Source organism: Segatella bryantii, from assembly GCF_022024215.1.
In the GTDB taxonomy this organism is placed as follows: domain Bacteria; phylum Bacteroidota; class Bacteroidia; order Bacteroidales; family Bacteroidaceae; genus Prevotella; species Prevotella bryantii.
The window spans coordinates 1,063,758-1,076,242 of the sequence record NZ_CP091798.1 but is presented as its reverse complement, the minus strand read 5'-3'; the positions used below and the strand labels follow the sequence as shown (position 1 = coordinate 1,076,242).

Below are 12,485 nucleotides of genomic sequence, written 5' to 3'. Positions count from 1 at the left end.
TGTTTTTGTGATTGCTTTTATTCGCTTAGAAATGCTTTATAGCACGATCCATCTCTCTTCTATCCTGCTTTTCACGTAAAGTCTGCCGTTTATCATATTCCTTCTTACCTCTTGCCAAAGCAATATCAAGTTTGGCACGACCATGATCATCTATAAAAAGTAAAGTAGGAACAATTGTATTACCAGGAGTTTTTACGGCTTCTTCTAATTTATGAATTTCACGTTTATTCAGTAAAAGCTTTCTATCTCTACGAGCAGAATGATTACTAAATGAACCATAAAAATAGGGAGCTATATATGAGTTCTTCACCCATATTTCACCTTGATAAATATCACAAAAAGTATCTACCAATGATGCTTTTCCGTCACGTATAGATTTGATTTCTGTACCAGTCAATACAATACCAGCTGTAAAAGTATCAACGAAAAAGTAATCAAACGATGCCTTTTTATTCTTAATTTGAATAGGACTCTTACGTCTTACTTCTTGATCTTCTTTCTTCATTGTCTATTTCTCTATTGTAGCGAAATTATCGATATGTTCATCTATATAATGAGCCACATCGTAAGTCCACTCTTCTTCATTTTCCACAAAGCAATCGTCATAATCATCAAACTCTGGAACATTTTCATAAAGAGCCATAAATTCTTCATCAGAATATTCTGCTTCAAGATATTTTTTATGCACATTATAACTTTTATGTGCCTTGCGGAGCAAACTACATAAATCTATTATTCCCCACTCTCGAAAAGCCTTGTCGGTTGGGTTTATGAAGATAAAGCCACCATAACCATTATGAATAAGTTGTACAAAACCACCATCCATAACTTCTTCATGCAAAATATCCCAAGCCAATAGGGTTATCTGGTCTGAATTAAGCAGAGCCATCGTTTCTGCTGTCAACTCTCCACCGATAGCATTTTTTATACCATCAATAAACACCTGGATAAATTCATCCATACCCAGCTCTGCTGCTTTCTGCAATACGGAATCTTTGACTTTAACTTCTACCATAATTGTATATTTTGAATGCAAAGATAATGATTTTTGTTGAATAATAGCTTATTCTTTTCACCGAATTATAAGCAAATAACGAACTTTTTATGTATCTTTGTCATGATTTTACCAAATCAGAATTGCATGAATCATACTTTATACAGCTTTCTTATTTTAACCTTAACGGCATCGCCTCTTTCTGTATTGGCTCAACGTCATAAAATTTACAGCCCTAATATTGCAACATTACAGGCTGTAGCTGATGACAAGTGGCAGAATATGCCACTTATACAACTGGGCACGAATCAAGTGATGAATTTTGCTTTCGATGATCTTACCCATGAATATCATCGTTACATGTATCGTATAGAACATTGCGAAGCCGATTGGACAACCTCAAATGAGATTTTTACAAGCGACTATATTGATGGCTTTACAGAAGATAACCTCATTAGTAACGCAGAAGAATCGCTCAATACAAATATCATGTATACCCATTATAGTTTTCAAATTCCAAATAGTTCTTGCCAAATCAAAATCAGCGGAAACTATAAAGTTACCGTTTACGATGAAAATGAAAACAAGACTCCTATACTATCCTTTTGCTTTATGGTCTACGAATCAAAAATGGGAGTAGATATGGATGTAACTTCTCGTACCGATCATGATATTAACGGATGCCATCAACAAGTTAACATAGAAGTAAACTTTAACAACTTGCGTGTTAACGATCCAACAACACAAATTAAGACTATAATTTTACAAAATGGCAGATGGGATAATGCTGTATATAATCCTATTCCTCAATATATTATGAATGATGGGTTAAAGTGGAGTCATAACAATGCACTAATATTTAATGGTGGCAACGAATATCGAAAATTTGAAATACTCGATGTTAACCATACTACAATGGGTATAGAAGATATCGGTTGGGATGGCAAAAACTACAATGCCTATCTTTGGACTGACGAAGCTCGTCCTAGTTACGTATATGACGAAACAGCTAATGGAGCTTTTTATATTCGCAATAGTGATAATAATAACAATGATATCCAAAGCGATTACATCTTAACGCATTTCAAACTAAAATCTCCCAAAATTAATGGAGAGGTATATCTCAATGGCACTTGGACACGAAATGAGTTTTCTCCTGAATACAAACTAGAATACAATGAGACCAACAAAATGTATGAAGGAAAAGTAATGCTTAAACAGGGGTATTATAGCTATCAATACCTTGTACTAAAACCTGATGGAACCACAGACATAGTACCTTCTGAAGGAAATTTCTACCAGACACGTAACAATTATCAGGCCTTAATATACTTTAAAGGTGTTTCAGACCGCACAGACCGACTCGTAGGACACCAAGAAGTACAAATTAAATGATATACTCAAAAAAGCCGAGGCATTATAAAATGCCCCGGCTTTAACAAATATTTAAAGTTTTTTTTAAAGCTCAAACTTATAACCTAAAGTAATCTGGAATACACTGTTTTTATTAGTTGCACCTTTCCAAACCTTGGTAAGACCAATGTTATAACGAGCATCTAATTGCCAGTTTGCATATTCATAAGAAGCACCAACAGGAATTGAAAAATCAAATTTTCTTACATCCATATCTTCATCAGAGAGCTTAAAACCAGGCTGTACACCAGTTTTTAGCGCAAATCCCTTTACAACATAGAAATTTGCCAAAATTGGAACATTCAAATAAGCTAAATTCCATTTTTTAGCCCCTTGACCAGAATACAATACTGCTGCAGATAATGATACAGGACTCCAAGCCTGATACTCTAATTCTACACCACCTACAAATCCGACTTTTGTATCAAATCCGCCCTTTGTAACTTTAGCTACATTGATACCAACTTTAGGTTGGATATTCCAAGTACCTTCTTCGTGCTGAGCACTTGCACTGAGACTAAGTGCTGCCATTACAATTGCTAAAAATAATTTTTTCATAATAGAAGAATTTTTGTTACGAATATATTTAACACTATCTTTCATAAAGAAATTAAATCTTTATCTTCTTAATGCTACAAACATATAAAAAATATAAATTACTCCCAATTATTTCCGCTTTTTTTGTCCTAAAATTAACAATTATTAAATAAATCTTAATAAAATACAAGCAAAAACTCACATTTATTATTCTAAACATTATTGATTACCCTTTGTTTTGTCAAATACTAAAGTCTACTATCAAAACTTATAGTTAAATTTGCATATCAAAACCAATAATTAAAAACATTAATTAATAACCTACACACAATGAGAAAGATTTTCCTATTTTTACCAATAGTCATGTTCTGTCTGTGTATGCAAGCTAATAATGGAATACACCAAGTCATTAATTTAAACTTTGGCTGGCAATTTCATCATGGCAAAGCAGACAGCAAACATCTAAATGCTATTTCTGACTGGCGCACCATTGATGTACCACACGATTTTCTTATCGAACAGCCTTGGGTTGCTCCCGATCAAAACGAAAAAGCCAACAACAACGATCCAGCAGCAAATCGTAAAAGTCGTCTTTCTTCACGAGGATTCAAAGAAATGGGGCAAGGTTGGTATCGCAAAACATATATTCCAGAAGTTTCACTGCGTGGCAAACGTATCGTCCTTGATTTTGAAGGCATCATGTATGTGGGTGATGTATTTTTAAACGGAGAGCGCATCGGTGGAACAGACTATGGATATTTAGGTTTTGATATCGATATTTCTAAAAAATTAAAATATGGACAGCCTAACGAAATTGCTGTTTGCGCAAGCACAATGGGACCTGACGATAGTAGATGGTACACAGGCGCAGGACTATTTCGTGATGTTCGTTTGCTCATTACGGACAACGATCTCTATTTTTCCCGTCATCCACTCTATATCACGACACAAAACAACAAACAAATCAATGTTCAGGCAGAAGTAGCCAACTTTACGAAACAGGACGATGTAAATCTTGAAATCGTTATCCTAGATGCAAAAGGACAAGTTGTTGCAAAATCACGTAAAGATTACAAATTTAATCGTCGTATGCGCACCAATGAACTTAAACTTGACTCTTTCCAAGTTGTTCAGCCTCATCTTTGGAGTTGCGAAGATCCTTATCTATATACCATGCAGGTCTCTTTATATAATAAAGAGGGACAGTTAAAAGATGTAGTGAAGCAGCGTTTTGGTATTCGTACTATCGAGATAGGTCCAGACTTTGGTCTTAGAGTCAATGGTAAAAAGGTCCTCCTCAAAGGTAATGCAAACCACCACACCTTAGGTGCCCTCGGTGCAGCAGCCTACCCTCGTGCCATCGAGAAACGTCTACAAATGCTCAAAAGTTTTGGATTTAACCATATTCGTACCTCACATAATCCATACAGTACTTCGTTCCTCGATAAATGTGACGAAATGGGTATACTCGTTGTCGATGAAATTTACGACAAATGGCTCAAACAATATACAGGTGGCCGCAAAGACTGGGAATCAACTTGGCCACACGACCTGCCTGAATGGATTAAACGCGATCGCAATCACCCTTCTGTTATCATGTGGAGCCTCGGCAACGAATTACAAACATACGCATCTCTGCCATTCGGAGATTGGGGAGTTACACCATATCGTATGATGTTACCAGTACTTAAACGGTATGATAATACCCGTAAAGTTACTGTTGCCATGCATCCAAGAGGCCGTAACTGGGATACAGACTCTCTACCTTGTGACCTGGCTATGATTACCGATGTGCAAGCCTATAATTATCGCTACATGTACTTTCCTGGCGATGGAAAACGATTCCCATGGATGACCTTCTATCAAAGTGAAGCAAACAATACGATGATGGGACCTAACTTCTTTGCAATGAACCTTGACAAAGTTATGGGACTGGCATATTGGGGTATGATAGACTACTTGGGCGAATCTATGGGATGGCCTGCTAAAGGATGGACACAAGGTGCCTTTGACTTGTCTTTACAGCCTAAACCAAAGGCATATCTGCTTAAAAGTATGTTCTTGCCAGATACACCTGTAGTACAGATTGGTATCGTTGATAAAGCTGCTAATAGCACTGAATGGAATGGCATTACATTCAAAAATGACGAAATGACTGACCACTGGAATAGAACACTCGGTGAAAAATATAATGTAAATGTATACACCAATGCAGAAAAAGTAGTTCTTATGGTTAATGGTAAGAAAGTTGGTGAACAGTTTAATACAAAGGATCCTAATGGTCGCAACCGATTGCTTTTCAAAGATGTAAACTATGAACCGGGCTATATTGAAGCTATTGCCTATATTAATAATAATGTGGTTGCTCGACAAAAGATTGAGACCACAGGTGAAGCTAAAAAACTTAAACTTATTGCTGATATTGAAAATTGGAAAGCTGATGGTCAAGATCTACAGCACATTCGCATACAGGCTGTAGACAGTAAAGGTCGCCGAGTGTATGCTGCTAATAATGATCTCATGTTTAAAGTTGAAGGAGATGCACGTATTATTGCTGTCGACAATGGTAACTTATACTCTAATGAATTGCATGTAGCAAATCACCGTCACCTCTATAATGGTAGTGCTCTTGTTATTCTTCGTGCCGGTAAAACACCATCTAAAATTACACTTACTGTAACTTCTAAAGACTTCAAGACTCAGAAGATTACTCTCAAGACTTTGTAAACATATACCAATATAATTATAAGGCGTAATTCTGATCCGGATTGCGCCTTATATACAAAAAAAATATGTAACTTTGTCACGAAATAACAACATGACAAAGAAAATAAATACATATAGTATTCTTACCCTTTTGGTTGCAGTAATTTCCTTACGATTACTGCCAGGAGGTGGAACATGGTATAATCAACAACTATATCCTTCTATAGCAAAACTACTTAGTATTATATCTTCAATTGTTCCATTTTGTATATCAGACTTTTTCTATATCCTCGGCATACTTGGCTTATTAACTTATCCAGTAATAGGTATACGAAGATATAAACAAACTTGGCAACAGATTGGTATTTGTGAATTAAAGATGATAGCAATACTATATATTTGGTTTAACATCGGTTGGGGTATCAACTACATGGCACCAGATTTCTATAGTCGCACAAATATAAAACCTGCTCCATACGATACGGTTTTACTCAAAAATTTTGCCAAGTGCTATCTAAAAAAATTGAATGAGACTTATTGTAATCCACATCAACTCGATGAAAAAATAGTCAGTAAAGAAATAGTAAGGGCTTATAATCAATTAGGTATCCAAGCCGGTATCCATAAGCCTTTCAACACTCATCCTCAAAGCAAACCAATGCTATTAACCCCTTTATATTCTAAAGTAGGTGTACTTGGATCTATGGGGCCCTTCTTTGGAGAATTTACTCTTAATAAGAATTTGCTTCCTATCGAATACGCTGACTGCTGGGCACATGAATATGCCCATTTTCTTGGTATAGCTCGAGAAAACGAAGCAACATTTTATGCGTATGAAGCTTGCACAGCTAGCAACAACAAACAAATACGCTTCAGTGGCTATCTTTCTATATTACCATATGTTATTCGCGCACTATATGCTGAAGATGAGAATGCTGGCAAAATCTTTGTAGCTCAAATTCGACCAGAAATTAAACTTCTTTATGAACAACGACGAACATACTGGAAAAACAAATATAGCCATTTTTTAGGCGATGCACAATCTTTTTTACTAGACCATTATCTTAAATCAAACCAAATCAAGAGTGGCATCCATAACTACTCTGAAGTTTTAGGCCTCCTCATCAGTTGGGAAAATCGTCACCCCCTTAAATATAGCAAAAGCCACCCTCCTATATTGCATATACAAGATTATATTCACGAACCAAATAAAGTACATAAATTATAAAATCTGTATTAACCCACTAAATCATGCCCCTATTATGGTACAAAGAATCTATAATAGTTATAACCGACTTTAAAGTTTAAGTAGACACCAAAGACGATTTGGCAACAAACTCCAAAAAAAAGTAATCAAACGCCATTTCCAATCAATGACTACGATACGACGTTGGTGTATAATTGCATGAACGATCGTTTTGGCAACACGTTCCGGTTTTAGCATCAAAGGATAATGAAAATCACCATTGAGAAGGTCTGTATCAACAAATCCGGGACGGATATCTGTAAATGAAATAGCAAGATTTCGCGATTGAGCTTGTTGCTCTAAAGCCTGCATGTAAACATTCTGAAAAGCCTTTGTTGCAGAATAACTCGGAGCCGGCCCCAAACCTTTAGTTCCAGCAATAGAAGAAATGCAAGCTATATGGCCCTTGCCCTGAATAGCAAAATGCCGATATGCCTCTCCTACCATACGCGTAAAACCCAATGCATTAGTTTGAACTGTATTTAACTCAATATCAGGGAATAAATTTCGATTTTGCTTTCCTATTCCTGATACATGAAAATAGAGATCTATACCACCCATTTTATGAATCAAATTACTTAACTTCTGATCAGCATCGCTCATAGTTACATCTATTTGCTCCACGTAACTGGCCTTCAAATCCATCAATCGATCCACTCGCCGCGCCGCAACACCAACAATCCACCCCTTAGCTATTAGTAACTTAGCGACCTCGTATCCAATTCCACTACTTGCTCCAACAATAATTGCTTTCATTATCCGTAAATTATAAAAAGTACCGAATGGAATAATTCCATAGCCAAAATATAAATAAGAAATAGTGATGCTAATTGATGTATACCAACCAGCAATGACTCGACGACTTTTGTGGGACTATTAAAACGACCACTCATTACAGCAAAACTCTCAGAAAACAAGATAATCATAAATGTAGCTATCGGAATAATACTTCCTGAAAAACTACTTGGAAACAGATTTCCTGTGACACTTAATAAAATAGCGTGGGGAAACATTGTTAACATGAGTAAGACTAACAGACAAACACCAAACTCGACAATAACAAGATTCATACCTAGGCGCTGCCTATATACATGAGAATCATATTGTAATATGCGACTCGATGTTAAAGCTCCATATGCCAAAATACATAAAATAAGCCAAACTAGAATTGGACTTGTTAAATTATGAATAAAAGATCCGAAAAACCATCTTATACCTTCACTACTCAAAAGAGAATGAAAATTCTGCTCAGGAGCAGCAGCAGTAATAATCCAAGAAAGCAAAAAAACGGCAATTTGGGCTATCCCAAGAGCCAAAGTAATTGCCGTATATATGCGAACAAACCGCTTATTCATCATCAGGCAACAGGTTATCTACATCAAGGATACGCAATTCTAATGCTCTAACAGCCAAACGAGTTGCATTAATACCAACTTTACCATTACCATCTGGGAATAACTTCTGCACAAGTTCATTTTGTCTTTTTTCTAGACTTTTAACGCCAAAAGGCATACCACGCAAATTCGTTATCTGTTCCTTAGTATAACCCAAAGCTAAATGACGTAGAAAACGTTCATCGTATTCATCAATCTCATAGTTTACTAAAGCTTCCTGATGCATAATTTCATTATTGACACTCTTACAGAAACGATCAACTATCTTTTCAAGTATAGGTTGATTAAACACAAGTTTCTTGCCTCCCATACAACTCGAGACGTCACCACGAGTAAGCAGTTCACCACTCTTCAAAATGATACCATCGCAACCTGCATCCAAAACATCTACCCAAAGCTTCTCATTAAGGATTTCTCCAGTAAAGATTAACACCTTAATTTGAGGGTATTTTTCTTTTGTCTGACGACATATTTCTACACCAACAGTTGTGCTTCCACCTAAGCCTAAATCTAATAATATTAAATCAGGTAATTGCTGATTAAGCAATTTCCAGTAAGCCACTTCATTTTCGGCTGTTCCTATAATTTCGGCTTCTGGTATATCCATTTTAAATATACCCAGTGTACCTTTTAGTTCTAAAGGTACATCTTCAACGATAATGACCTTAAAATTTTCCATCTTTATCTTTGGCTTTAGTTATTACTATATCAATTACTACATTATGATTATCCAAATGAGCTTGTATACCACAACCTCTTGAATTGGTTACTTCACCTATATCCCGAATAATCTGGCGACAAATCATCAACTGAATATTTTCTGTCATAGGTGTAAAAAGATTACGGCACTGTTCTTCTGTTAACAACACATCTGACCATAAGACACGATAAACCACATAATCTCGGTCTGTTTTTGCTACGCTAACATGGAGTGATTTTTGCTTACCCGCCTTTTTGAGAATATCAAAGAGATAATGCAGCATATCCGGATCACCCAGAACCGTTGCACCATAAATTGACACAGGCTGACATCTCATAGTTATCGCATGAATCTGACGCATAGCTTGAGCACTCAGAAGCACATAAAGTTCTTTGTAATAATCTACTAACTCACGAATTCCACTCAGATTTCGCTTATCGACATCTATCAACTGCATTATTCGCGATGGATAATACATCGTTTCATGTTTCAACGAACTAAGACAGTTATCAAGTATACTATTGCTCACATGCAATTTCGCATTTTCAAATTCTACACGATGTACTTCATCTGAGGCAAGTTCAAGATTAGTACGATATTTATCATCCAGTTGAATACTTTCTTTAAGAGCCTTTTCTATCTGTTTTACGACATGAACCAAGGTTGCACTTTGCCCTATACGATTATGGGAAGGATTAAAATGTTTCTGCCACAATTGCTTAATACGTAAGAGTTTCTTCTTGTCTGAATCTTCACTAAGCAAGATATCGTTCATCAGATTAACCCGTTCTAAATAAAAGCGATAATAAAGGAAATGGCGATAATACAACAGATAATATGCGGGTAAAATTGCTAAAAGCAATAGTACAAGGAGAATGATTGCCACCATCTTATTATTCTCTGAAATCTGCATGCGTTTCACATAGGTACGCAAAGTATTATCGGATGAACGAAGACGAAACAACTGCGTATATACATTATTATTGTAACGATAGATATCCCAATGATGCAGTGCCAATGCCGCAACTGCAGACTCATTTCGAATATCAAGAATTATAGCATAACTGGTCTTTAATTTCTCGTTATACCATTTTATTTCTGCTGGAATAACAGTTGTCTCCGTGGCTGTCATGACATCTTTACCACGAGGATATATTGTGTAGTAATATTGATTAATCAAATAACGGGCAGAATCTGCATACCTAAGAGTTTGTTCATATGTTCCACGCTTATTAGACTCATAACATTTGTCAGCATAAACATTAGCCTTAAGCAAATATGGATGCGTTATAGGATAAGGATCTTCCGGAATCTTTGACAAATTTGCATGTACTTCAACAGCAAAGGACGAAATAAAAAGTGCGAGAACAAAACGAACCACACCTTTGGGAAGACGAAATGAGAATCGACTTCCTTTACCAAGTTCACTTTCTGCCGAAATAGTACACACCGAGAAGAGTTGGCTTACTTTTTTATATTTCTCTATAATTCCTTTGCAGTTCATCAAGCCAAAACCATGTGACTTATATTGTAGTCCTGTACGTTTTTCGTCCTTTATTGGTTTGTGATCAAACACATGTTCCACTTGATCATGAGTCATACCACAACCTGTATCTGAAATGCTGATTTCTACATAATCATTACCTTCTATCGCCTCAATGCTTACCTTACCGCCTTGAGAAGTAAATTTGCATGAATTATCAGCCAATGTATTAATCATAAAAAGAGTAAGAGTCTTATCAGCTTTCACTACGGCATTGGTAGGTTTAACATTCAGAGTAACTTCCTTAGTATTAAACTTCATCTGCCCCTTATTGATGATATCGAAAAGAGTCTGCAATGAAAAACTCTCAATATGAAGGCTCAACCGGCCTTGACGCAATTGTATCCACTGCGTTAAAATATTATTATAGCGGTTAATTGTATCAAGTAATTCTGAAATATATTGATAACGTAGCTCTTTTACATCATCACTCTCTTCATTTTTAGATAGACGCTCTACCTCATGAATCATACGATCGATAAACGGTAAGACACTGTTTACTAAAGAAATTTTGGCACGCTGCTCTATGTTTTGTTTTTTACTATCTAAAAGATGAAGCTGACTGATGGCATAATTTTCTTGAATTTCTTCATATTTCTCCTTTAGTTCCTCTACACATACATCATTTTTGGCTTTCCACTCACGAAGAGGTGATAAAAGACTATCCAAAGAGGTAGCAGCAAGCTTAGATTGGCGCATCTTGTCAAAAATAGCAAGCAAACCTACTAAGAATACAATCATAATCACAACTCCGATAATCATAATATTAAGCCAAACTACCGAACTTTTAAGTTTCTCAGCTCGTGCCTCTAATTGACGATCTTGTCGAGTCTGCTCCTGTAAATCAAGATAAATATTACGATTACGATCGCTGTTTGGTTTATCATCAATAGCAGAATATACAACACTCAACTGTTCCCGGATAGATGCAACCAAATCTGGGGCCTTAAAAATTGCACTATTTCGTGAAAGTGCATTCTCTAAACAAAGAATAGACGAACGATTATCTCCTATCGACCAATAACAACTAGCTAAAGTACGATAAGCTCCCGAAATCTGGTAAACATCGCCAAAGGATCTAAATATTTTTAAAGACCGTTTTGCAAGATTAACTGGTAAAAGATCATAAGACACGTCCTGAACATTAAGATACTTTATTGACTGCAAATTATTTTTAATCAGGAACTTACGATCATTAACATCAAGTAAATGTTCACTTAGTGATTGTAAGGAATTGGCTCTCCAAAATGGATATCGATCACCTGCCATAGCATAACACAACAACAAATATTCAAATTCCTTTTGAATTATAGTTTGATGCGATGTTCCCTCAATGGCATCACCAGCACCCATATTATATAAATAACTAAGATACTGAGCTGTGTCTTTTGCTATATCATCAGGATTAATCTTTTTAAGTTCTGCAATAAAAGGTCTATGTTGACCAACATAATAATAATAAGTTGCTGCTACAATATGAAACTCAGACTTAGCATACCTAAAACGAAATTTCTGACGAGCTGTTAGTAAATCAATCTCCTCCTGAATGCGTGACATTCTTTCTAAAGCTCTCTCCTGATATACATAGAAATCTTTGTTATGAGACTGACGCTGGCACAAACGCATATTTAGAATATCAGAAATCAGGAGTTCAACCTGATTATCGGCAGAAGACGCCTCAAGAAGCAGTTTGGAAGCATTAGCGTAACGCATACGAGCAATGCTTACAAAAGCCATATTATTCAGAGCCTCAGCCTTACCATCATCATACCCCTCATCGAGTGACATCATATAGGCACGATAAGCTATCGAACGCGCAGAATCAAGATTAAGATAATGATATGCATAAGAAATACTATTCAACTTGTCGATTTCATTCTTATGCTTAGGCGAACAAGCTGAAATTAAAAAAGAAAGCGCCATCATCAAAATGATGACAGCGCTCTTAATAT

The 12,485-nt window shown here is 36.1% G+C and carries 10 protein-coding genes; 3 read left to right on the top strand and 7 right to left on the bottom strand.

Annotated features, from left to right (window positions below):
* Positions 1-25 precede the first annotated feature (25 nt).
* Together smpB and L6471_RS08515 are read right to left on the bottom strand one after the other, a co-directional pair.
* Positions 26-505, bottom strand: coding sequence for an SsrA-binding protein SmpB (smpB, locus tag L6471_RS08520; protein WP_006282441.1), 480 nt, complete (start codon positions 503-505; stop codon positions 26-28).
* Positions 506-508: 3 nt separating this feature from the next.
* The gene (locus L6471_RS08515) at positions 509-1,015 is read right to left on the bottom strand and encodes a DMP19 family protein (RefSeq protein ID WP_237797688.1); all 507 of its coding nucleotides are present in this window, start codon (positions 1,013-1,015) and stop codon (positions 509-511) included.
* A 126-nt stretch (positions 1,016-1,141) separates the two neighbouring features.
* On the opposite strand from L6471_RS08515, the gene L6471_RS08510 reads away from it, so the two are divergent.
* Positions 1,142-2,389, top strand: coding sequence for a type IX secretion system plug protein (locus L6471_RS08510; RefSeq protein ID WP_237797687.1), 1,248 nt, complete (start codon positions 1,142-1,144; stop codon positions 2,387-2,389).
* 63 nt (positions 2,390-2,452) lie between these two features.
* Here L6471_RS08510 and L6471_RS08505 read toward each other — a convergent pair whose 3' ends face one another.
* Complete coding sequence (locus L6471_RS08505; protein ID WP_027453529.1) at positions 2,453-2,965, bottom strand: porin family protein; 513 nt, start codon at positions 2,963-2,965, stop codon at positions 2,453-2,455.
* Positions 2,966-3,274: 309 nt separating this feature from the next.
* On the opposite strand from L6471_RS08505, the gene L6471_RS08500 reads away from it, so the two are divergent.
* Positions 3,275-5,671: a glycoside hydrolase family 2 TIM barrel-domain containing protein gene (locus L6471_RS08500; protein ID WP_074549295.1), complete on the top strand. Its 2,397-nt coding sequence runs from the start codon at positions 3,275-3,277 to the stop codon at positions 5,669-5,671.
* Positions 5,672-5,762: 91 nt separating this feature from the next.
* Positions 5,763-6,878 (top strand): DUF3810 domain-containing protein, encoded by a 1,116-nt coding sequence (locus tag L6471_RS08495; RefSeq protein WP_237797686.1) that lies wholly within the window; start codon positions 5,763-5,765, stop codon positions 6,876-6,878.
* 69 nt (positions 6,879-6,947) lie between these two features.
* Here L6471_RS08495 and L6471_RS08490 read toward each other — a convergent pair whose 3' ends face one another.
* The 4 genes from L6471_RS08490 to L6471_RS08475 are packed head-to-tail and all read right to left on the bottom strand — an operon-like array spanning position 6,948 to position 12,459.
* Positions 6,948-7,652 carry an SDR family NAD(P)-dependent oxidoreductase gene (locus L6471_RS08490; RefSeq protein WP_404830167.1) on the bottom strand — a complete coding sequence of 235 codons (705 nt, stop codon included), beginning with the start codon at positions 7,650-7,652 and terminating at the stop codon, positions 6,948-6,950.
* Positions 7,652-8,254, bottom strand: a complete 603-nt coding sequence (locus L6471_RS08485) for a hypothetical protein (protein WP_027453533.1) — start codon at positions 8,252-8,254, stop codon at positions 7,652-7,654. The genes L6471_RS08490 and L6471_RS08485 overlap by 1 nt, the downstream gene beginning before the upstream one ends.
* Entirely contained in the window at positions 8,244-8,969 is a 726-nt protein-coding gene (locus L6471_RS08480; RefSeq protein ID WP_006282449.1) for a DUF5932 domain-containing protein, read from the bottom strand. Before L6471_RS08480 ends, L6471_RS08485 begins: the two co-directional genes overlap by 11 nt.
* Positions 8,956-12,459, bottom strand: a complete 3,504-nt coding sequence (locus tag L6471_RS08475; protein WP_006282450.1) for a sensor histidine kinase — start codon at positions 12,457-12,459, stop codon at positions 8,956-8,958. Before L6471_RS08475 ends, L6471_RS08480 begins: the two co-directional genes overlap by 14 nt.
* Positions 12,460-12,485: the final 26 nt, after the last annotated feature.

Excerpts from the sequence above, each read along its gene's own strand:
- L6471_RS08495 (WP_237797686.1), top strand. The coding sequence starts at position 5,763 with ATGACAAAGAAAATAAATACATATAGTATTCTTACCCTTTTGGTTGCA.
- smpB (WP_006282441.1), bottom strand. The coding sequence starts at position 505 with ATGAAGAAAGAAGATCAAGAAGTAAGACGTAAGAGTCCTATTCAAATT.
- L6471_RS08475 (WP_006282450.1), bottom strand. The coding sequence starts at position 12,459 with ATGATGGCGCTTTCTTTTTTAATTTCAGCTTGTTCGCCTAAGCATAAG.
- L6471_RS08505 (WP_027453529.1), bottom strand. The coding sequence starts at position 2,965 with ATGAAAAAATTATTTTTAGCAATTGTAATGGCAGCACTTAGTCTCAGT.
- L6471_RS08485 (WP_027453533.1), bottom strand. The coding sequence starts at position 8,254 with ATGATGAATAAGCGGTTTGTTCGCATATATACGGCAATTACTTTGGCT.
- L6471_RS08480 (WP_006282449.1), bottom strand. The coding sequence starts at position 8,969 with ATGGAAAATTTTAAGGTCATTATCGTTGAAGATGTACCTTTAGAACTA.
- L6471_RS08515 (WP_237797688.1), bottom strand. The coding sequence starts at position 1,015 with ATGGTAGAAGTTAAAGTCAAAGATTCCGTATTGCAGAAAGCAGCAGAG.
- L6471_RS08500 (WP_074549295.1), top strand. The coding sequence starts at position 3,275 with ATGAGAAAGATTTTCCTATTTTTACCAATAGTCATGTTCTGTCTGTGT.
- L6471_RS08510 (WP_237797687.1), top strand. The coding sequence starts at position 1,142 with ATGAATCATACTTTATACAGCTTTCTTATTTTAACCTTAACGGCATCG.
- L6471_RS08490 (WP_404830167.1), bottom strand. The coding sequence starts at position 7,652 with ATGAAAGCAATTATTGTTGGAGCAAGTAGTGGAATTGGATACGAGGTC.